This window comes from Legionella nagasakiensis (assembly GCF_900639915.1).
Taxonomy (GTDB): domain Bacteria; phylum Pseudomonadota; class Gammaproteobacteria; order Legionellales; family Legionellaceae; genus Legionella_A; species Legionella_A nagasakiensis.
On the sequence record NZ_CAAAID010000016.1, the window covers coordinates 31,164 to 51,311 of the forward strand.

Here is a 20,148-nt window from a genome sequence, read left to right on the forward strand (position 1 = left end):
ACTTATTATGGATAATTCAAAGGTAATGACAGAAGAAGAATTGGACGCGATTGTAAGCCTTACAAACGCTGCAAATCATTCCAACAGCCTTTTGTCTCAAAAAAACGGTAAACTCGTTCCGCTGGAAAATGCAAAAGTGCTTAATCTCATCGAATCTTTTGTTGCTGAAAGCCAAAAGAAACTGTCCTCCTTCTTAAGAAAAAAAATTATCGTTCAGTTTATTTCAATCACTGCCTGTGATTTAGGTAAGCTCCATAGTGAAGAAAATAATATTATTTTTTCAACCTTTGAAATACCCTCATTGAAACAAAAAGGACTTATTTATTTTGATTTTTTATTTTTGCATACCGTCATCAATCTGCTGTACGGAGGCAACATTGATCCCAATGAACCCACCATAACCGGCTTAGGTAAAGCCGGCATCAAGATCGCTGGTCATATCTCTGGTGTGTGTCTGAATATATTGCAAAAAGCGTTGGAAGAACTAATAACAACGGATATCAATTTACTTAAAACGTCACAACAATTAAATTTACTTATCAGTCAACCTACCCCAGAGCCTTGTTTTCATCTTGTTTTTCAAGTTAATTTTGGCGAGATTTCATCGCATTTAAACTTCATCATCGCCGAGCAGGGGTTACAACACCTCGTGGCAGACCAATCTACTGAGCCTGTTGAGACGAACCATTCAGCAAGCCAGGATGAACATTTCCGCGCCTTATTAAAAAACGAACTGATTGACTCCACCGTAACCATTCGTGCCTGCTTGCCAGAAATTAAATTAAAAGTCAAAGATGTTATGAATCTCAAAGCCGGTGATATGATACCCATTGGTGACCCAACCATTGGGTATATTATGCTGAATCAAAAAAAATTATTTAAAGTCCTGGCCGGAAAATCAAATTCCATACGCGTTCTTAAGATCATTGATAATATTTAAGGAGAATATAGCCATGCCCTCCAAAAAAAACCCTGATAAGCCCATTGAAGAAAATCCAAATAAACAAGCGGCAGAGAATGTTTCCGAACCCATAGACACGCCAATATTTTCGAATGAAAACATTGATATTCTGCACGATATTACCTTGGAAGTAACGGTTGAAATTGGCAGTACAAAAATCAAATTGAGTGATCTGTTAAATCTGAAGAAAGGTTCTGTTATTGAATTAAACCAGGAAGCGGATGAACCTTTAACCATTTATGCAAATGATAAACCGATTGCCAAAGGTCTCGTCATGGAAGCCAATGGAAAATACTGCATACGAGTGATTTGATCATGAATACAATGATTTACAACTATGCCGTTTTATTTTTTCTTATTCCTGTTCTATTGATTACTGCATTCATGCTAAAAAAATGGCTCCCCCTTCGTTTTAAAGGAAATGAGCATATTAAATTGATTAATCAGATTTCTATTGGTTCAAAAGAGCGTGTCGCATTATTAGAATTCAATGACGCTCGAATTTTAATCGGCATAACAGCCCATAATATTTCAACATTATATGTTCAAAATCATGATGAACACGAAAACTAATTGTTTGAAATGGATTATTTTTCATCTTATTTGTTTCTTATTGCTTTATAGCGCCACCGCCTCAGCAGATTCAACAACCATTCCTTTGCTCGTTTCAAAATCAACCAACGGTGAAGTCAGTTATAGTTTAAGTATTAAAATTCTTATCGTGATGGCTTTTCTAACCGTCTTGCCAGCACTCCTTATTACAACTACTGCGTTTACCCGCATTATCATCGTATTTTCTATTTTAAGACAAGCCGTAGGGGTGCCTAACGTTCCCAGCAATCAAATTATCCTCGGCTTATCCTTGATCATGACGATTTACGTGATGATGCCAGTCTTTGAAAAAATGAATGCTCAAAGCCTACAACCATTTATGCAAAATAAAATCAGCGAACAAAAAGCGTTGGAAATTGCCAGTGATGTGCTTAAAACCTTCATGCTCAAACAAACAAGACAAGCCGATTTAAATATGTTTGTTAATTTGGCAAAGCAAAAAATCCACAACGCCGATTATCCCTTGTATGTTCTAATGCCGGCTTTTATTACCAGCGAACTTAAAACAGCCTTTCAAATTGGATTTTTGATCTTTTTACCTTTTTTGGTCATCGATCTGGTAACGGCCAGTGTGTTGATGTCAATGGGAATGATGATGTTGTCGCCGATGATTATTTCTCTGCCATTTAAAATACTGTTTTTTGTTATGGTCAATGGGTGGTCGTTGATCATCACCAGCGTGGTTTCAAGTTTCCGTTAGCAACTTTAAAAAAATTTAATCTGTATCGATGTATGTTTTTAAATGCTTTAAATTATTAAGCACCGCCGCTGTTTTCTCATATTCTATTTTTAACCGCGTCAGATTATTTTGTTCTTCTTGCATCAATTCGCGCAACTTAGCCACATTTTTTTCAGCGACAAGCCGATTAATTTCCTGAGTTCTGGCTTCGAGAAGGCGTTCCATCATTAAGATGGCGTCTTTTCCTGAGTCATCCAGTGCTGCAATAATGTCATTTATATTCAAAATTATCCCACCAGGAATTCAAATGATTGATGATTTCACGGCAACGTTGTAATGCTGCCGCATCGTTTTTATTATTAGCCACGAACAATTGTGCCTCCAAATACCCATAGATGCCATCAAGCCTTTTTTCAAGTTCAGAGCGCCCTTGTTCTTCTTCAGCAAGCAAGCCTCGTAAAAAAACAACAATGTGATGCGCCTTGGAAATTGCCTCGCATTTCTTTTTTATGTCTTGCTGTTCCAACGCTTTAGAAGCAGTCTCGACGTCTGCGCTTAACTTATTAAAAAGCAACTGAATCTGTCGGTGACCGGAGGCGCCCAACACTTCACTATACATTGCAACATCCTGATACGCTTGTACTGAATGCATGATAGCCCCTCCTGCTATGATTTCTTGGTAAGCATATTTTCGATGGAGTCAAGTTGCTGGGTAAGCCAACTGAGTTTTTGATCCTGCATGGTTAATAAGGTATCCAGTTTTGTAAAGCGCTCTAATAATTGCGCCTCCACCCGACCTAGACGCTCTTGCTCTTTATTAATAAGATAATCATTGCGTAATGCCTCTTGTTGAACGGCATTGAGGCCGGTGATGAGGGGACCTGCTATCTGGGTTAATTCCGTGATCCCTTGATTTAAATATTGAATAAACCCGTTGGCAGGCGTTTCACCCCCGGTAATAAAGTCCCGTTGAGCAAAAAACGCAGCAACTTCATCGTAATGCTCATTTAATGCCGCATACAGCACATCCGGATCAAAGCTCAACTTGCCACTCGCTGTATATTCCACGCCATTGCTGTTTGTTAATTTTTCACTTGCTGCAAGTTTAATGCCCAAATCAAACAAAGAGTTCACCGCCCCGCCTGTTCCACCAATTGATTGGTTCATCATATTATGCAAATACGTTTTAACATGTCTAAACGCATTGTCTTTCAACAGTGGCTGGGATTGCGTTTTATCAATAAAACTCATGATGTTGTTATAGGCATCCACAACCGATTTCAAAGCATTGGCAATATTATCCGCTCGGTTCACATTATCTGGGGTGACCGTCAAAGTCGCGCTGCTGGCCGGACTATTCAGGGTAAACGACACGCCTTCAAGAACATCGCTGATGGTATTGGATGAGCGTACGACATCAAACCCATCTACTTTGAATTCTGCATCTTGTCCTTGCACCAGCACATTGAGTTCGTCGCCTTCCTGGTTTAAGCCCAACAAGGCAGACTGAGATTCGGGAGGGATGGCAAACGATTGAGAAAGCCCCGATAATCCGGATTGAATAATTAAACGATAGGCCGGAACGCCGTCTTCGGTGGTCGCGATGATGGTGGCAACAAGGCCGGTAGTATTTTGCTCTGAATGATTGATGTTATCGCGAATCTGCTCCAGGGAGTCCGTAGGATTAATTTGAACGTTAAGAATTTCTTCTGCATTATTGTTGTGTAACACAAGCGCCTCATTAAGACCAAGGGCAACATCACGCTCACCGAATGCTGCACCAGCCACTTTGTGAGCTTGCGCCAGTTGTGTCACTTCAATCAAATGCGCTCCAGGCGCTGTGGAAGAGGTATTGTTTAGTAAGGCACTGACGCTATTGTCGTTTGATGACGTAATGCGATAAGCATTTTTATTTAATAAAGTAGCAAGCTTATCGAAGCTGCTGTTTAAGGTGGTCAAAAGTTGGCTCAGTTGATTATATCCTTTGGATTTCTCAGTCAGTACGCTTTGATTCTGATTTAAGCGATTCAGTTGTTTTTGTTCATATTGCATCAGACCGCTGACGATTCCCTGGATGTCTAACCCACCAGACGAAGCATTGACGCTAGCCATGACAAATCTCCTTTCATCCCTCACAAAATACTTTTTTCACGAGACACAAACCAGTTTAGTGAATAACCTGGCTACCACCAAGTTGATAAATGTTATAAAACCCTGGATAGTGTAAAACACTATCCAGGCTACCGTCTTGTTTTTATTGTTGTAACAGTTGCAAAATGAGCTGCGGTTGAGTATTCGCACGTGCTAACATCGATGCACCCGCTTGTTGCAAGATTTGGTATTTGGCCAAATTCGCACTTTCTTCCGCATAATCCGTATCGACGATACGAGAGCGAGACGCTTCAAGCTGGGTAATATCACTCAGATTACGATTGACTGCTGCTTCCAGTTTGGAATTATCCGCCCCCAGTCTGGACAAGGTTTTCGTCACCGAGGTGATGGCATCTGCAATGCTGTCCAATGCATCATTTGCATCCGTGTCGGTTAAAATATTCATCGCGCCTGCCCCAGCGCCAAGAAGCGTTGCTGCACGCGCATCAACGAGACTCAAAGACACAGGCGCACTGGTTCCAAGATAAATACTAATGGTTTGCGGATCTCCTGAATTGGGGTCCAAATGCTCGCCTGCGACACCACCCCAGGCTGCCCAGTTAGCCCACTCAGCCCATTCATCATCGGCAAGATTCGTCAAGGCCGTTTCCAGAGCAGTATCAAGATCGGTAACAACACCTGCTGCATCGGCACCAGCACCGCCTGCAACATCACCACCAATCCCCTCAATCAGCGCAACCAGCGCCCCGGTAATACCGGCTTGTAATTCAGCAGTCATTCCCGTAACACCGGAGGTTTCGTTGGTCACAAGCGCTGTCAATGCAGCAGTTTCATTACCACCACCATCCGTATACAAAGCCAACTGCGCGGCAACAGCGTCCCTGGCATCTTGACCAGCATTACCGTCACCTGCAGCCGTAGCCGCCTGTGCCAAGGAAGCATACAAATCATTGAGAATGTTCGTTGCAGCAGTAACAACGGTAGGATTCACGGCATCAGCCTGATTAGCGACATTCAACAAGGCGACTCCATTAAACTCCGTTGTATTAGCCACATTATCCAATTCTGCCAAAAGGGCAACAAACTCATTATTTAAATTATCACGGTCACTGGCAGAATACGTTCCAGATGCTGCCTGAGAAGCGAGCTGACTCATGCGCTGCAATGAACCAAGGGTGGCATTCAACGCTGTTTCAGCGGTCTGCAACAGGGAAATACCGTCGTTACCATTACGAACGCCCTGTTTATAACTGTTAACTTTAGTTTCCAGTCCCGCAGCGATGGCAAGTCCGGCCGCATCATCTTTCGAACTTAAAATACGAATCCCCGTTGACAAGCGGTTAATGGTTGCAGACATTTTGTCCTGCGTCTGGTTCATATAACGTTGTGCCGTTAATGAAGCCATATTAGTATTAATTGAGAGTGCCATGGTTTTCTCCTTATTCTAGGCATTCACTTCATCTATCGGGGATTTAAGATGCAACTTAAATTTATTTTATGCTCGATGATGTTCAGTCACCGGATCGGTAATTCGGTAGCCTGAATAACACGAAGCAATGTCCGGGAAACCCTGTGCGGCATGATGATATGCAAGAAATTAGGAGCAATCCTTATGAATTAACAAGCGATTACTCTTTTGCCAATTGCCCGGAACGGTCATAAACCGGATCGGCATGGATTTTATGTTGTGTGAGAGACGCTAAAATGTCCTTGAGATAACTCAGATTATTATTGATGATGTTATGATTGACGGTCATCAGTTCATTACACTGTGAAAATTCCTGCTGTAACGTCGACAAGGCTGCAGTTATCTCTTGTTTTTTATGACGCTTAGCAAAGTCTGTAATCCTGCCAAAAACATCGCCTTTATCGGCCGACAAATCCGGAATACGGTCAAGAGCATGCATTAATTCATTTAAACGCTGTGTGGTTGCTATTTTGTGTATGGCATTTTCTTCGAGTAAATCCAGGCGATTCTGGGTAAAATACTCTTGATCCTTGCGCAGCAAATCACTCATTTTACGAATGTTGTGGATGAATTCATTTAATATGGATAACAGCGTCTCATGAGTCATCGTATTTGCTTACTCCCCAGATAAATAACCCTACACCCTAAAAATCATTTATAATATGTTGCGCTAATTGATCAAAATCAATTCTGTAGGCATTAGCGGCTATTTCATGTTTAAGCTGGCTGATTTGCTTTTCTGAATCAATCTCTTCAGGAGCATTCTTGACCAATTGAATCAAGTAGGCAAGTTGATTGACCTCTGCTTTGTTTTTTGCCGACTGAGATAGGCCATTCTTGGTAACGGCTGGCGTTACTTCATTTGTTCTTTGTGGAAACCCGATGGGGTTGTTGTTGTCTATCGTAGTCATCTTGCCCTCCATCCAACTCAAACCAGCGCCACCTATAGGTATATCGGGGAAATAAAACAAAACTTAAATCTGATTGTTTACCCTTTGCTTCTTAACCCGGTAGCCTAGATAACGCGAAGCGATATCCGGGAAACCCTAGGCACTTATACCTGGTTAACGCAGGCGTTAACCAGGCTACCATTAGACATACTTCATAACACCTAATTGCTCAATTAACTGATTAAATTTCTTGCTCGCAAAAATCTCCATGATTTTTTCAGCGTATCGTTCATCAGTCGCGTAATGAGCATTTTGCAATGATTGAGCAAATTGCTCAGGGTTCGAGGCTACTTTTAAGGCATCTCTATATCGCTCATTGTGCTTTAAAAAATTAACATAGTCGAGAAAACTCTCGCGAAATGAATCATAAGCCCGAAATTTTGATGTTTCTTTTACGAGAACCCCATCTTGCTGTTCAATGGTCTCTAAGGACGTCATGTTATCCTGCCAACTCTTATCAGCCTTAATATTAAACAAATTATGCGTCGTACGTCCATTCTTATGAGCAAGGATATTTTTACCCCAATTGGTTTCTAATGCAGCCTGAGCCAGAAGAAATCTGGGATCGGAATTAAGCAACTGGGCCGCAGCCTTGGCATCCGACCAAAGGGATTTAATAAAATCAACCGCACTGTCGAATTGAGACTTCACTGGCGTTAATTCAGTCGTTTGACTGTTCTGCATCATTTGCCGGAATGGCTTGGGAATCACTTTTTGCAGATTTTCTTCTTCCTCAGTTTTAATTTGAGTACTTCCTTGTGTTTTACTCAGATAATTTTCAATATTTTTCGCCAACCCAATGCCTGATTTAGACATGACTAAAGCAAGTTGTTTATCAAATAAATCCTCATAAAAAGACCCTTCCTCACTCGACATAAGGCCGCTGGCAAACTCCTTATTGCTATCACGCATGCTTTTAATCAGCATTTGCAACAAAAGAGACTCAAATTGCTCAGCGACTTCTTTTTGCGCCATATCCGGATTGTTTTTGTACTTGTGCCGCAGTGCTTCCAAGCCTTGAATATTCGTGTATAACCCTGGGTCATTTAATTTAATATTATCCTGCATACGATATCCTTATATGACTTCTAAATCAGCATGCAATGCTCCCGCCTGCTTAATGGCTTCTAAAATGGAAATCAGATCCCCAGGAGCCACACCCACTTTATTGAGGGCGTTGACAATTTCTTTGAGTGATGGCCCAGGGGCAAAGACAAAAGCGCGCCCTTTTTGCTGATCAATTTTGACATCAGAATCCTTACCTTGCACCGTTCGTCCATCAGAAAAAGGTCCGGGCTGACTCACAAACGGCGTTTCCGATACAGAAATGGATAAATTGCCATGAGAAATGGCAATGGGTGAAATTGTTACATCTTGTCCTACCACGATGGTTCCGGAACGAGAATTTACCACCACACGGGCAGCAGACTCACCAGGCATAACTTTTAGATTCTCAAGATCTGAAATAAAGCTGACGTAACTATTGCGCTTCAGATAATTTCCCTTTGAGGTGCTGTAATTGCTTCCTGCCTGCACTGCAACAGCACCTGCATCCAGTGGCTGCGCCGCTTTGTACCCCAACTCTCTATTAATGGTTTCTGCAATCCGCCGGGCGGTTGTGAAATCCGGATTATTAAGCTCAAATACAATGACACCGTTGTGAACATAAGGAGACTCAATCGTTTTTTCAACCGTCGCGCCATTGGCAATACGGCCCGATGCCGTGACATTAACCGTTACCTTAGAGCCATCAGCACCGCGCGCACCAAACCCTGAGACAACAACATTCCCCTGGGCCATGGCATAAACCTGATTGTCTGCACCCCGCAACGGTACCATCAGCAAAGTCCCTCCCCGTAAACTCGGCGCATTCCCCAAAGAAGAAATGGTGACATCGATCTTTTGTCCGATACGGGCAAAAGGGGGCAACATAGCACTGACACTGACTGCGGCAACATTTCTAAGCTGAACATTTTTGCCGGCAGGCAAGCGAATGCCAAATTGCAGCAGCATATTACGGAACGTTTGATCGGTGAAGGGAGCCTGCGCTGTACGATCGCCCGTTCCATCAAGCCCAACCACCAAACCATAGCCAACCAGTTGGTTTTCTCGCACACCAGCCAGTGTCGTAATGTCTTTAATACGTGCTGCCTGACTATTTACGGCGATTAAGACAACCATAAATAAAACAATAAAAACCTTATTCAACCATGGAATAAACTGGAGCGAAGTGCCATTTTTTATTGTTTTAATAAGCTCTAACGCCATTGAAATTCCAGATTAATCAATTTCCTAACCTAATAACCTTACAGCCTGGATAGCGCGAAGCGATATCCAGGAATCAAAACTCACTTAACTCTTTAAGTCTATCCAAGCAATTTTCATGCCAGTTAACTATTCCAGCGATTCAACAAAGCAAAAAATGTTTCCTGAATTCTCAAATAACTTTGCTGAGTCACTTGGATAGCAGCTAATTTTTGTGACAAATCGGCAATCACCTGCGCCATATCCGCATCTGACAATTTACCCAAAAGAATTTTTTGTTCCGTAACAACATTTTCAGTAAATAGCTTTTGATCATCGATGGTTTTGGCACGATTACCCAATTCATTTAGCCTTAACTGCAAATGATTGAATATTTGTTGCATGGAAGAAGCATGTTCATTCATTGCCTGATGAAAGTCAGCCTTTTCCTTGGGAGTATTTACAGGCGATTCTAAAGTATCGATTATCGCTTGCAAGGTATTAAATACATTTTGTCTGCTGCTGGGTTTAACATTAAATGTGTCCCCAGCATGGGGCTGCCCACTTACCTCGAGGCTAACTCCATTAAATTGAATCACCGCTCCAGGCTGATAAACCGGCGCCTCATCAGGCGGAACAGGAATAACCTGGCCAGATTCCTGGCCTGTCACTTTATAAGCCAGTTTTCCACTGTCATTTACAATAAAGGTGATGGTGTATTCATCAGGAATATAATTGGTTAAAGCCTGGCCTGAGCTAATAACGCCTGTACCCGTATTATTTATAACATCTGCACTGACTGAAAACGTCCCATTTCCTAGAAAAATATCCCCAAAAACAAGATAACCTGAATCATGATAAGTGATAGCCTGATCGCCACCGATGGGAATCATGAATGCTTCCTGGCTTCCCTGATATTCAAAACCGGATGCACCTAATTGATAAGCAGGTGTCTTTGTATTAAGACCTGAAAAAATATAATCACGATTACCATCCTGAGCATTGGCAATCATCAGCAAGCTGTTTAAATGCCCTCTTAATTGCTCCGCAATATTTTTTTTATCCTCTTCGCTCGTTACGTCACTGCGCGCACGTTGCATCAGCTGCTGTATCTGGCCGACGAGATTGACTCCCTCCTGCAAATGAGAAAAAGCCAATTGCGTTTGGCTTTCTGCCAAAGCATTGTTTAATTCAAACGATTTCTGCTGTTGCAAGTGCTCTTCGACCGCTCGAATCCGATTGGCCAGCGAGGGGTCATCAGAGGCACGTTGAATTTTTTTCCCATTTGTCGCCTGCAATTGCAATGCTTGTATCTGATTAAATTGTTGTGCCATTGCATTCATTTGAAACTTAAATTGACCAACAGTCGGTAGACGCATCGTTAGCTCCTTGCCAAACCAATAACGGTGTCAAATATTCGTTTTACCGCTTCGATAATTTGCGCGTTTGCCTGATAAGCTTGTTGAAGTCTTGCAAGATTCATGGTTTCTTCTTCAAGACTCACTGCAGACACCTGATCACGCCTCGCTTCTGCCTGATTTTTTATGATTTCGTTGCTTTCATGCGTCAGGGTTGCAGAATACGTTTTGGAAGCCACATCGCCGCTTAACGTATGAAATGCCTGATTAAAATTTAACGATCCATGCTCCACTACCCCAGTATTGTATAAATTGGCTAGTAAAAGACCATTGCGATTATCTCCGGAACTGTGCACATTATAATCGATATTAAATTCATCCCCTGCCTGTACCGTACCACTGATACGAATGCGATAGCCAGGATCAGGAACTATCTCTGTACCATTTGGATCATAATCAAGATCGTCTTCAATGATGCTGTCATCATCTGCATTAACCAATCGATATTTATCGGCTGATAAAAACTCAATACGAATCGGTGGACTCAATTGTTTTGCAACTGCAAATGCTGCTGTATTCGTGTCGATTATTTCTATTGCGCTGATAATCGCATTCCCTGCATTCTGTGGCGACGACTCAGCAATAATAGGTAACGCCAATGCCAAATGACTCGAATCCGTCATGCTGACCTGAAAATCACCAGCAGCTCCACGGGTTGGAGCGATGGTAAATTTATCTCCGGCATCAAAATCATCATTTTCGATTTTGATGGAAAATCCATCGACATCTATAAAATAAGGATCATCATCAATCTCACCGGTTGCAACGACTTGCATGTCTGATTTACGAATCAACCGATATTCGGTTGGACTGTCAAATTCAAGCAGGTAATCACTGGTGGTCAATTGACCTGCATCTTCAATGATAACGGCGATATTACCTTCTCCTTCATTGGTAGAATGGGCCATCACCCGATTTGTTATGGCCTGTAGAGAGTTAATATCTTTAAATAGATCTTGCCCCAGATTGCCGTTTGCATCGAGGCCCAAATGATTCTGGGCGTTAATTTTTTGGGCAAGCACCAAGGCAAGACGCCCTAAAGCATTTTTTGCCTCATCCACAGCCGCTGATTGATAGGAGAGGAGCCCACCGATTTCTCCCCCTTGCAGTAAGTGAGTCAGTGAGATGTTTGATTGTGCTGAGGCTATACCAATTTCAAAATGATTCGGTATCTCGGACGATGGATACACAATCAATGTTTCTGCCTTATTTCCAAAAACCAAAGGAAGACCATTCTTTAATTGAATGGTTAAACTGCCACTATTGGCATCGGTAGACGTCTCAAAATTAATATAGTTTGATAATTCGTTAACGACTTTGTCACGCTGGTCGAGCAATGACAGGCGCTCTTGTGCGGATGAATTGGCCACCTGTTCATTCAATTTGGCAATTTTTTGTAAAACACTGTTAACGGCAACAACATCTTCTTGTAATAATTGATTAATATTGCTTTGTTCACGATTGAGATTCGTATTCGCATTATTAATTCGGGTCGCAAGATTTTTTATTTGATATAAATAAGCATTCCTGGAATCCACCGACGCCGGCTGCGAAATAAGCGCATTTAAGGCATTGAGCGATTCATTAATAGAACTTGCAATGCCACTGTTTTTATCATCCAGTAAAAATTCAAGACCTTCAAGTGACTGCAAATAAATAGCCGATTTGGCAAACTGACTGCTGCTCTTATGCAAATTCTGATTCGCCATGGCGTCATACACACGACGAACCTCCGTCAATCTTGCTCCATTCCCATATAAGCCATAAAAAGCTTCCGAGAAATCTGCTGTTCTTCGACTGTAAAATGGGGTATTTGCATTCGCAATATTTTGACTGGTGACCGCCAGTGCTTTTTGCACAGCCAACAAGCTGCCTATTCCTATGTCTATGAGTGAACCCATTGTAGCTCCTTTTCAGTCGACCACCTAAAGCCCCCTAGTCTTATTAAATCTTAGCCTAATCTTTAATAAGGTGCATACCGATTAAACAATTGCGTTAAGAGCCCTCCGCGCCTAGCATACCCGGCCTGACCTCTGGAAATGTATTTAATTTGCGCCGCAGCAACACGTTGTGAGGAGACGATGTTATTAGGTAGTATATCCTCAGGTCGGACAATACCCGTTAACTGGATAAGTTCTCGGCTCTGATTAATGGTCACCCACGACTCTCCTTGCACAACCATACTGTAGTTTGGCAACACCTGCATGACGGTTACAGAAATCGTCCCGGATAATTTATTGCTTTGATCACTGTCTCCTCTGCCATCAAATCTTTGTTGTGTGTCGGTTTGAACTTCAAGAAATGGCATGACTTTGCCAAAAAAAGTCGGGATAGGGTAATCGAGGGTAGCTCGTTTGTCCGTTCTTGTTTTTCCACGCGATTCCCCTCGGGTGGTTTCTTCCAAACGGATTGTTAATACATCCCCGACACGATGAGCCACTTTATCCTCATAAAGCTGCACTTCAAACCCTTGTTGATAGATGGTTCCTTGCTTTTTAGGCGGTGGCCGAACATCAACCGGCAAGGCCGCCGGAGTCGGCACATCTGCTATAAACAAAGGCTCACACCCTGCTAAAAACAAGGAAGAAAGCGCAAAAATGTACTTTATTTTCTCTTGTCCAGGGAATGATCTGCTTTTAAATGACATCACAGATTCCCTTACAACTCTTTTGCAAAGTCCTTATGGTGAAACAAGGCCGAGCCAATTGGGGCATTTACACTTCCCTATTTAAATTTTGCAACATATTGTCAATAGCAGACACCGCCTTTGAAGTAACCTCAAAAGCACGCTGCGCTTCGATCAAATTAACCATTTCTTCAACAACATTGACATTGGACGACTCCAAAACGCCTTGCTGTATGGAACCAAATCCGTCAATCGCTGGCGTTCCAATGATAGGCTGACCACTGGCAATGGTTTCTTTATAAATATTATTACCAATCGCTTGTAATCCAGCCTGATTAATAAAATCAACCAACTCAAGGCGACCAACTTCTTCAGGAATATTATTGGCACCAATCACTGAGACGATTCCATCCTGACTTATATTGATTCTTTGCGTATTTTCTGGAATAACAATGGTCGGTTCTATGAGATACCCATTAGACAGTGACAATTGTCCTTGTTCATTGATTCTTAGTGAACCGGTGCGAGTATAAGCCATTTCGGCTTGATTAGGTATTTGCACCCGTATAAATCCACGACCATTAATGGAAATATCAAGCGCACTGTCTGTTTGAATCGGTGACCCGTCAGAAAAGTCTTTCTTGTTAGCAGCCAACTTAACACCCGTACCCAATGCAAGCCCGTCTGGCGAATTGATTTCTTCGGTCACCGGCGCGCCCGATTGTTGAATGATTTGATAGGGTAAATCCTGAAATTCAGGACGATTCTTTTTAAAGCCCGCCGTGTTAGCATTCGCCAAATTGTTACTGATGATGGCAATGTTTTGATGGTGTGCTTCCAAACCTGATTTAGCTGTCCATAATGCAACGTCCATGGTGCGACTCTCCTCGTTATTTGGATATATTTAATAATTGGTTAGCAACCGTTGCGTTTTCTTCTACGGTTTTCATTAATTTTGTGTGCATTTCAAAGTTTCTTGAAATATCTATCAATTCCGTTAAGGCACGTACTGGATTGACATTGCTGCCTTCAAGCGACCTGGGAATCACATTAATTGGATCTTGGGAAGTCAAATCAACATTGGCATCCTCTTTTAAACGGAACAAACCATCCGGCCCTTTATAGATTTGATCAATTGGCAGTTTGACAAGCTTGAGCTGGCCAAGCTGAAGCACTTGATTTTCGGCCTCTTCCGGCAACTTGGCGGAAACCTCTGCACGTTCACTAATGGTGACACGACTGCCTCGTGGCACGTTAATAACTCCTCGCGAACTTAACACCAAATCACCTTTACTCGTGACGACAATACCATCCGGCGTAATTTGCAGATTACCTGCGCGAGTGTAGGCTTCTTCACCGTCCTTAGTCTGCACGGCAATGAATCCCGGCCCATCAATAGCTATATCCAACGCTCTGCCTGTTGCAATAATTGGCCCTTGAGTAAAATCCGAATAACTCTGGTTACTGGCTACATGAACACGTGTTTGCATTTTATCTTTGGTGCTAGTCGGAACAGGAATTTGCGTTTCATAATCAGCCTGAAAACCGATGGTATTGGTATTGGCAAGATTATTGACGGTCATACGCATCGAACGCATGGCTTGTTTAGTTCCGGCGAGATCAACGTATAACGCATGATTAACCATATTGGACTCCATTAGAGAACCGTTAAATTAAATAGCTACTTTTAAAAATCCCCGACTCGCTTAAAGCTCGCTGGCCCCCTTTAAAAAAGGGCAAAATAGCGTGGTTTCATCCATCTCCCGGTAAAGGGGGCAGGGGATTTTTTTTGCAATATCAATAACGCCTACAATTTTTCAATGGTTTGCAAAATCTGATTATAAGTTTGCTGAGCTTGGGCATTCGCCTGAAAATCATGCTGGGCACCAATAAGACTTACCAACTCTTCCGTCAAATCAACGTTTGACAACTCCAATGTCCCTGAATGAATAGCGCCATCACTGTTTTCCATACTAAGCAAAGGATCTCCAGACTCAAGCGTTGCAAGCCAAGCCATGTTTGCTGTTCTTACCAATCCCTGAGGTGCTTTAAACCGCGCTACAGCAATTTGCCCTTCAATTTGAGAACGCCCATTACTGTAATAAACATTGAGTCGACCATCGCCATCGAGGTTAAATCCGGTTGGCACCCCTGCAGGAAATCCATCCTGGGTGTTATCATATAAAGTATTATCGCCTGCAAATTGGGTCGTGCCTGTGAAATTCATAGAAAACGCTTGTGGAATTGACGCGCCTCCTGCGCCACCACCAGGATTCCAGCTTAAAGCATCAAAACCAGTAGCATTATTGAGTAGACCATCCCCTGTGAATTCAAGAGTGCCATCACCAAGCGCTGCATTATCCATGGTTATTTTTGCTGTCCACTCATTATCATCGGATTTAATAAGAAACAGCGATAAAGCATGAGACGTTCCCAAACTGTCATAAAACGTTGAATCGGTGCGATAGGTATAGGTTGTTGCATCATCAATATCAAAATCATCCGGGTCAAGAACAGAAGCACTTGCATCAAGATTCAGTTTTAAGCCAACGGATGATGTCGCTTGCGCAGGAATAGACTTATCCGGGATACGCATATCAATAAGGCTTCCAGAAGCAATGACTCGGCCATCTACTGCAGGATATCCTTGCAAATACCCTCCCACCCCGACAAGAAATCCCTCTTTATCAACATCAAGCTGACCTACCCGCGTATAACTGATCTGACCATGTCCTTTTTCTTTTTGCACAAAAAATCCATCATTACTGAGACTTAAATCCAAACCACGATCCGTCAACTCAATTCGCCCCGTTGAAAAGTCCTGCTGGATTGAGCTTGTTTTTACGCCCAAACCGGATTGCTTGCCGCTAAGCGCGCCCCCCATATAAATATCCGCAAAATTAACATGGGATTTTTTAAATCCGACCGTATTAGCATTGGCAATATTATTACTTATGGTTTCGATATTAGTCATCGCGGCCTTAAGGCCTGTTTGTACGATATTTCCAACTCCCATGGCGTGTCTCCTTGTTTGCTGAAACATTTAGAACCTGCCTTCAGAGTCGCTAAGCTTTTAGCCATACCTAGTTAGACTATGAAGACAGGTTCTTAGTGCCGTTAAATTTCTGTCATCCGTTCACGACAAAATTTTAATGACCTCTCCAATTCCAATTCCACCGATTCCTTCCAAATTTAAAATAACCCCCTTGCCATTCCTATCAAGGGCAACACTGTTTACCGTAAATGTGCCGGCTGTTGGTACAGATACGGTTTCTCCACGAATGGAAGCATTCGCCGATAAAGTATAAAAGCCTGGCGATTGAGGCTTACCTTCCGCATCAAGGCCATCCCAAGCAAAATCAACAACACCCGCGGATGAAGCCCCAAGCTCGATCGTTTTTATCGTCTTGCCAGCAGCATCCTTGATGGTCACTGTCAAACCATCCACGTCGTCAGGAAGAACGACAGATCCTTTTAATCCCTCACCAGCAATCAATGGACTCGTGTCTTTAAGTACTTGCACTTTTTTGCCAACAATATGAGAGGCTTCAAGTACTTGCGACGTTCCCATATTTGTATTCAAATTTTTTATCGTCTGTTCAAGTTCATGAGTGGCGCTAAGTGTCGTCAGCTGTGAAATTTGCTGCATCATCGTATTGCTATCGAATGGATTGGTTGGACTTTGCAGTTTGAGTTGTGTTAACAGCAGTTTGATGAAATCATCCTGGGATAATTGATTGCCTCCCGGGGTTTTAACACTCTGCGAAAGACCATTACCAAGATTTTCAAATAGACTATTATTGACTTGCATAAGATCCCTCTTCTATCAACTATTCATGGCCTGTATTGTCTGTAACAATAAGCTTTTTGTTGTATTCATTACCTCAATGCTTGACTGATACTCTTTCGAGGCGGCAATCATGTTCATCATTTCTTCTATCGGGTTAACATCCGTGATATAAATACGACCTTTTTCATCGGCTAATGGATTATCTGGTTCATATCGCCATTCCAAAGGCGCTTTACTGGTGAGAATATCGGTCACTTGCACGCCACTCACGGGCTGGCCTCCTTTTAATCCTGAAGCCAAGGTATTTTGATTAATTTCAGCAAAAACTGGATGTTTTGCCCGATAAGTTGATTCCTCAGAACGACCAATGTTTCCGGCGTTAGCCAAGTTACTTGCCGTTGTATTTAACCGAATGCTTTCAGCGCTTAAGGCACTGGCCATGGTATCTAATATTCTATTCAGCCCAATGGACATTGTTATTCTCCTTTAATGGCTTTCATCAATTGCGCATATTTTCCCTGAACAAAATTTAGATTCGCTTGATAATGGAGGGAATTCTCCATAAAATTCTTTCTTTCCAGCTCATCATCCACGGTGTTTTGATCCAGTTTTTCCTGCATCGGCACTCGGTATTGTAAAGGCTGGCCACCAATTGAACTTTTATTGCTCATCGTATGAACATGATTTTTATGGGTGGTTATAAGCTGAGAATGCTCTGTTGCTTGTTTTAAAGCCTTTTGAAAATCAAAATCGCGGGCTTTATAGTTTGGTGTACTAACATTGGCGATGTTATGCGATAAAATCCCGGCCCGTTCTTCACATAATTTCAAGGCTTTTTCTTCTAACCCCAAAATACTACTCATATCCTTTTCTCCAATTCCCCTTTGTAATTTTTACAAGCAAATACTGCGCCAAGTTTTATGCATACGTATCAATCACCGACGTAGGCTTTTGATTTTTATTTATTTTTACCTTTGATGAATCCATTGTCTGACGATTTTTTTCTGATGGAAGCGCATCATAAGGCGAAGGATTATGCTGATTAAACGCATGTTTCTCCTGGGAAAACTGTTGCTGGACACTTGCTTCAGCCAAATGAATGTTCGAATCATGGAAGGTTTCTCGCAATTGATGCAAATTGGCTTCCAGAAAAGCTCGAACATGAGAATTATCCGCGGAAAGTACAAGCTCCGCTTTACCGCCATGCATTTGAATATTTGCCGTTATTAATCCGAGATCTTCCGGGTAAACATTGATTTTTGCACTATATTGTTGGAGATTATACGTTGTTTTAATCCCACTGCCGTGATGACCGTTTTCCAATCCGTCTAATTGAAAAGATAAATGAGTCCCAAATGGCAGTCGGCTGACAATCGGTTTATCACCTTGTGTCTGCATTTGAGCGCTTTGCCGATTCATAAATTCTGTTAAATGAGTCAATGTCGTTTCTACCGGCTTATTTTGCATGGAAACATCTACAACATCCTGTTCTTTTAATAAATTTCTTGAGGTAATACTTGCCTCTTTTGTTTGTTCGATGATATTTGTTCGCTCATAAATAGCATTCATTTTCGCGCTAGACGCCGATTCAAGAGACAATTGCTCTTTCGTATTAACTTGGTCTTTATTTACTGGATGAGACTGAGACGCATGTCCAGCAACCTTTAAATCCTCTTTTATAGAGGACTCGTTGGCGTTCAATACTTTAATTCGTGTTTTATCCAGAGAAATGTCTATTGATTTATCCCCTGGCATATCAAGACTTAGATCACTCTTTTCTCGAATTGATTTAGGTAAATCCAGCGGTACCACCGTTTTTTCTGAGGCAATAGGCATGGATCGTTCATCAAATTCATTGAGCGCCAATTGGCTTTTTAAAGATCCTTTTTGCTCACTATGCAAAACATTATCCGATGCCTGAAACGTCCTATGAAAACTGGCAGTTTGCTCATTTCCTCCTACCGTCAACCTCGAGGAATGACTCATATTATTCTGTTCTTTATAGGCCAAAGCAGGGGCGGACACCATCCTGTTGGAGGCGTCATTGTTATCAATCATCATCGTAAAATGAAGGCAATACAAAAGATCGACCAACGGAGGAAACATTGAACCTTCAAGATTATTTTCTTCGCTCTTAAGGGACTCTGCCATTGCATCCTTACCGTCTGCTATGGACTGTGGGGACTTGACTTCGCTTCTGATTTCAATAAAATTCTTCAGAAACAAGTCGGGCGATTGCAACCATGCATTTTCAGAATCAACTTCTCCGACGCCAAGGGCATCTAACATTGCGCCTGACTCCGTTGTCCCGCTCTGAATTTTCATAAATACTCCCTGTATTCATTGATTCTTCTTTACAAGCAAATTGCATGCCAATTGTAATTTTTAGGCGATCAACAGCGCTCTAGCTGCACAGCATTTTGCGTTCATAAGACGCTAAAACGCCCATGGATTCGCGATACTTAGTAACCGTTCGGCGAGCAACTTGAATACCTTGCTCGCTTAAAAGCTCGGCTATTTTGTTGTCGCTTAGTGGTTTTTTACGATTCTCCGCTGCAATTAATGTTTTAATCATAGCTAAGATAACAGTAGAAGAACAGGAATCTCCAGTTACTGTGGTGACATGACTGGAAAAAAAGTACTTTAATTCAAAGACACCTCTTGGTGTTAAAATAAACTTTTGTGAGGTTGCCCGAGAAACAGTCGATTCATGCATGTCCAAAGAGAAAGCAACATGACTAAGAATCAACGGTTTCATTGAAGCTTCGCCATGCTCTAAAAATCCTTGCTGATACTCCATGATGCAACGCGCCACTTTTAATATTGTATCCTGCCGGCTTTTGATGCTTCTTATAAACCACCGCCCCTGCTGTAAGTTATGTTTCAAATATTGATTATCGGCACTATTGTGAGTTTGCTGTATAAGAGAAGCATAATAAGGATTGATGTCTATATTGGGTAAAAGATTTGGATTAAGGAACACTTGCCAACAGCCGTCGATTTTTTTTGCAATCAAATCCGGTATAACATACTCAACAGGCAAGGATTGTATGACACTTGATGTGGTTTAATGGATTCGGACACACCAGTTAAGAGATAATAAACTTAACTGGAGTAAAAGATATGACAATTAGAAGAAAATTTTCACAAGAATTTAAGCTTGATGCAATTAGCCTTGTAAAAGATCAAGGCTACAGTCGGGCGGAAGCAGCTCGCAGTTTGTCGCTTAATCCGAATGTGCTTAGTCGTTGGATAAAAGAGCATGAAGCAGATGAGGGTCATGCATTC

At 42.0% G+C, this 20,148-nt stretch carries 24 protein-coding genes; 5 read left to right on the plus strand and 19 right to left on the minus strand.

Features of this window, described 5'->3' with window-relative positions; all coding sequences use genetic code 11:
- Positions 1–7 precede the first annotated feature (7 nt).
- Genes E1O52_RS11580 through fliP form a run of 4 tightly spaced genes read left to right on the plus strand, consistent with a single transcriptional unit; the run spans position 8 to position 2,273 of the window.
- Positions 8–940, plus strand: a complete 933-nt coding sequence (locus E1O52_RS11580) for a FliM/FliN family flagellar motor switch protein (protein ID WP_133128872.1) — start codon at positions 8–10, stop codon at positions 938–940.
- Positions 941–953: 13 nt separating this feature from the next.
- Positions 954–1,274, plus strand: a complete 321-nt coding sequence (locus E1O52_RS11585; RefSeq protein WP_133128873.1) for a FliM/FliN family flagellar motor switch protein — start codon at positions 954–956, stop codon at positions 1,272–1,274.
- 2 nt (positions 1,275–1,276) lie between these two features.
- Positions 1,277–1,534 carry a flagellar biosynthetic protein FliO gene (gene fliO, locus E1O52_RS11590; RefSeq protein WP_133128874.1) on the plus strand — a complete coding sequence of 86 codons (258 nt, stop codon included), beginning with the start codon at positions 1,277–1,279 and terminating at the stop codon, positions 1,532–1,534.
- The gene (gene fliP, locus E1O52_RS11595; protein ID WP_207384203.1) at positions 1,515–2,273 is read left to right on the plus strand and encodes a flagellar type III secretion system pore protein FliP; all 759 of its coding nucleotides are present in this window, start codon (positions 1,515–1,517) and stop codon (positions 2,271–2,273) included. The genes fliO and fliP overlap by 20 nt, the downstream gene beginning before the upstream one ends.
- 15 nt (positions 2,274–2,288) lie before the next feature.
- Here fliP and E1O52_RS11600 read toward each other — a convergent pair whose 3' ends face one another.
- From E1O52_RS11600 to E1O52_RS11690, 19 genes are all read right to left on the minus strand, one after another.
- Complete coding sequence (locus tag E1O52_RS11600; protein ID WP_133128875.1) at positions 2,289–2,537, minus strand: hypothetical protein; 249 nt, start codon at positions 2,535–2,537, stop codon at positions 2,289–2,291.
- Positions 2,524–2,904 carry a flagellar export chaperone FliS gene (gene fliS, locus E1O52_RS11605; RefSeq protein WP_133128876.1) on the minus strand — a complete coding sequence of 127 codons (381 nt, stop codon included), beginning with the start codon at positions 2,902–2,904 and terminating at the stop codon, positions 2,524–2,526. Before fliS ends, E1O52_RS11600 begins: the two co-directional genes overlap by 14 nt.
- Before the next feature lie 14 nt (positions 2,905–2,918).
- Positions 2,919–4,364: a flagellar filament capping protein FliD gene (fliD, locus tag E1O52_RS11610; protein WP_133128877.1), complete on the minus strand. Its 1,446-nt coding sequence runs from the start codon at positions 4,362–4,364 to the stop codon at positions 2,919–2,921.
- A 142-nt stretch (positions 4,365–4,506) separates the two neighbouring features.
- Complete coding sequence (locus E1O52_RS11615) at positions 4,507–5,793, minus strand: flagellin N-terminal helical domain-containing protein (protein WP_133128878.1); 1,287 nt, start codon at positions 5,791–5,793, stop codon at positions 4,507–4,509.
- Between the two features lie 199 nt (positions 5,794–5,992).
- Complete coding sequence (flgN, locus tag E1O52_RS11620) at positions 5,993–6,439, minus strand: flagellar export chaperone FlgN (protein WP_133128879.1); 447 nt, start codon at positions 6,437–6,439, stop codon at positions 5,993–5,995.
- Positions 6,440–6,476: 37 nt separating this feature from the next.
- Positions 6,477–6,743 (minus strand): flagellar biosynthesis anti-sigma factor FlgM, encoded by a 267-nt coding sequence (locus E1O52_RS11625; RefSeq protein ID WP_165474811.1) that lies wholly within the window; start codon positions 6,741–6,743, stop codon positions 6,477–6,479.
- 180 nt (positions 6,744–6,923) lie between these two features.
- Complete coding sequence (gene flgJ / locus E1O52_RS11630; RefSeq protein ID WP_133128881.1) at positions 6,924–7,850, minus strand: flagellar assembly peptidoglycan hydrolase FlgJ; 927 nt, start codon at positions 7,848–7,850, stop codon at positions 6,924–6,926.
- Between the two features lie 9 nt (positions 7,851–7,859).
- Complete coding sequence (locus E1O52_RS11635) at positions 7,860–8,990, minus strand: flagellar basal body P-ring protein FlgI (RefSeq protein ID WP_423202736.1); 1,131 nt, start codon at positions 8,988–8,990, stop codon at positions 7,860–7,862.
- Positions 8,991–9,172: 182 nt separating this feature from the next.
- On the minus strand, positions 9,173–10,405 hold the full coding sequence (gene flgL / locus E1O52_RS11640; protein ID WP_133128883.1) for a flagellar hook-associated protein FlgL: 1,233 nt from the start codon (positions 10,403–10,405) through the stop codon (positions 9,173–9,175).
- A gap of 2 nt (positions 10,406–10,407) precedes the next feature.
- On the minus strand, positions 10,408–12,345 hold the full coding sequence (gene flgK, locus E1O52_RS11645; RefSeq protein ID WP_133128884.1) for a flagellar hook-associated protein FlgK: 1,938 nt from the start codon (positions 12,343–12,345) through the stop codon (positions 10,408–10,410).
- A 62-nt stretch (positions 12,346–12,407) separates the two neighbouring features.
- Entirely contained in the window at positions 12,408–13,091 is a 684-nt protein-coding gene (locus E1O52_RS11650; protein ID WP_133128885.1) for a flagellar basal body L-ring protein FlgH, read from the minus strand.
- Positions 13,092–13,158: 67 nt separating this feature from the next.
- Positions 13,159–13,944 (minus strand): flagellar basal-body rod protein FlgG, encoded by a 786-nt coding sequence (flgG, locus tag E1O52_RS11655; RefSeq protein WP_133128886.1) that lies wholly within the window; start codon positions 13,942–13,944, stop codon positions 13,159–13,161.
- Between the two features lie 16 nt (positions 13,945–13,960).
- Positions 13,961–14,716 carry a flagellar basal body rod protein FlgF gene (locus E1O52_RS11660; protein WP_165474812.1) on the minus strand — a complete coding sequence of 252 codons (756 nt, stop codon included), beginning with the start codon at positions 14,714–14,716 and terminating at the stop codon, positions 13,961–13,963.
- Positions 14,717–14,877: 161 nt separating this feature from the next.
- Complete coding sequence (locus tag E1O52_RS11665; protein WP_165474814.1) at positions 14,878–16,086, minus strand: flagellar hook protein FlgE; 1,209 nt, start codon at positions 16,084–16,086, stop codon at positions 14,878–14,880.
- A 120-nt stretch (positions 16,087–16,206) separates the two neighbouring features.
- On the minus strand, positions 16,207–16,881 hold the full coding sequence (locus tag E1O52_RS11670; RefSeq protein ID WP_133128889.1) for a FlgD immunoglobulin-like domain containing protein: 675 nt from the start codon (positions 16,879–16,881) through the stop codon (positions 16,207–16,209).
- Positions 16,882–16,896: 15 nt separating this feature from the next.
- On the minus strand, positions 16,897–17,334 hold the full coding sequence (flgC, locus tag E1O52_RS11675) for a flagellar basal body rod protein FlgC (RefSeq protein ID WP_133128890.1): 438 nt from the start codon (positions 17,332–17,334) through the stop codon (positions 16,897–16,899).
- A 2-nt stretch (positions 17,335–17,336) separates the two neighbouring features.
- Positions 17,337–17,723 carry a flagellar basal body rod protein FlgB gene (flgB, locus tag E1O52_RS11680; RefSeq protein WP_133128891.1) on the minus strand — a complete coding sequence of 129 codons (387 nt, stop codon included), beginning with the start codon at positions 17,721–17,723 and terminating at the stop codon, positions 17,337–17,339.
- Between the two features lie 55 nt (positions 17,724–17,778).
- Complete coding sequence (locus E1O52_RS11685) at positions 17,779–19,185, minus strand: flagellar hook-length control protein FliK (RefSeq protein WP_133128892.1); 1,407 nt, start codon at positions 19,183–19,185, stop codon at positions 17,779–17,781.
- Positions 19,186–19,264: 79 nt separating this feature from the next.
- Positions 19,265–19,903: an RNA polymerase factor sigma-54 gene (locus E1O52_RS11690; protein ID WP_242602241.1), complete on the minus strand. Its 639-nt coding sequence runs from the start codon at positions 19,901–19,903 to the stop codon at positions 19,265–19,267.
- 80 nt (positions 19,904–19,983) lie between these two features.
- Here E1O52_RS11690 and E1O52_RS11695 point away from each other — a divergent pair.
- Positions 19,984–20,148, plus strand: a 165-nt coding sequence (locus E1O52_RS11695; RefSeq protein WP_133126957.1) for a transposase, incomplete at its 3' end; no start/stop codon positions are given.

Bases quoted from the DNA above. Each gene is read 5' to 3' on its own strand.
- flgJ (WP_133128881.1), bottom strand. From the start codon at position 7,850: ATGCAGGATAATATTAAATTAAATGACCCAGGGTTATACACGAATATT.
- E1O52_RS11685 (WP_133128892.1), bottom strand. From the start codon at position 19,185: ATGAAAATTCAGAGCGGGACAACGGAGTCAGGCGCAATGTTAGATGCC.
- E1O52_RS11625 (WP_165474811.1), bottom strand. From the start codon at position 6,743: ATGACTACGATAGACAACAACAACCCCATCGGGTTTCCACAAAGAACA.
- E1O52_RS11660 (WP_165474812.1), bottom strand. From the start codon at position 14,716: ATGGTTAATCATGCGTTATACGTTGATCTCGCCGGAACTAAACAAGCC.
- flgN (WP_133128879.1), bottom strand. From the start codon at position 6,439: ATGACTCATGAGACGCTGTTATCCATATTAAATGAATTCATCCACAAC.
- flgB (WP_133128891.1), bottom strand. From the start codon at position 17,723: ATGAGTAGTATTTTGGGGTTAGAAGAAAAAGCCTTGAAATTATGTGAA.
- E1O52_RS11585 (WP_133128873.1), top strand. From the start codon at position 954: ATGCCCTCCAAAAAAAACCCTGATAAGCCCATTGAAGAAAATCCAAAT.
- fliS (WP_133128876.1), bottom strand. From the start codon at position 2,904: ATGCATTCAGTACAAGCGTATCAGGATGTTGCAATGTATAGTGAAGTG.
- E1O52_RS11670 (WP_133128889.1), bottom strand. From the start codon at position 16,881: ATGCAAGTCAATAATAGTCTATTTGAAAATCTTGGTAATGGTCTTTCG.
- flgL (WP_133128883.1), bottom strand. From the start codon at position 10,405: ATGCGTCTACCGACTGTTGGTCAATTTAAGTTTCAAATGAATGCAATG.
- E1O52_RS11650 (WP_133128885.1), bottom strand. From the start codon at position 13,091: ATGTCATTTAAAAGCAGATCATTCCCTGGACAAGAGAAAATAAAGTAC.
- E1O52_RS11665 (WP_165474814.1), bottom strand. From the start codon at position 16,086: ATGGGAGTTGGAAATATCGTACAAACAGGCCTTAAGGCCGCGATGACT.
- E1O52_RS11615 (WP_133128878.1), bottom strand. From the start codon at position 5,793: ATGGCACTCTCAATTAATACTAATATGGCTTCATTAACGGCACAACGT.
- fliP (WP_207384203.1), top strand. From the start codon at position 1,515: ATGATGAACACGAAAACTAATTGTTTGAAATGGATTATTTTTCATCTT.
- fliO (WP_133128874.1), top strand. From the start codon at position 1,277: ATGAATACAATGATTTACAACTATGCCGTTTTATTTTTTCTTATTCCT.
- E1O52_RS11580 (WP_133128872.1), top strand. From the start codon at position 8: ATGGATAATTCAAAGGTAATGACAGAAGAAGAATTGGACGCGATTGTA.
- flgK (WP_133128884.1), bottom strand. From the start codon at position 12,345: ATGGGTTCACTCATAGACATAGGAATAGGCAGCTTGTTGGCTGTGCAA.
- fliD (WP_133128877.1), bottom strand. From the start codon at position 4,364: ATGGCTAGCGTCAATGCTTCGTCTGGTGGGTTAGACATCCAGGGAATC.
- flgG (WP_133128886.1), bottom strand. From the start codon at position 13,944: ATGGACGTTGCATTATGGACAGCTAAATCAGGTTTGGAAGCACACCAT.
- flgC (WP_133128890.1), bottom strand. From the start codon at position 17,334: ATGTCCATTGGGCTGAATAGAATATTAGATACCATGGCCAGTGCCTTA.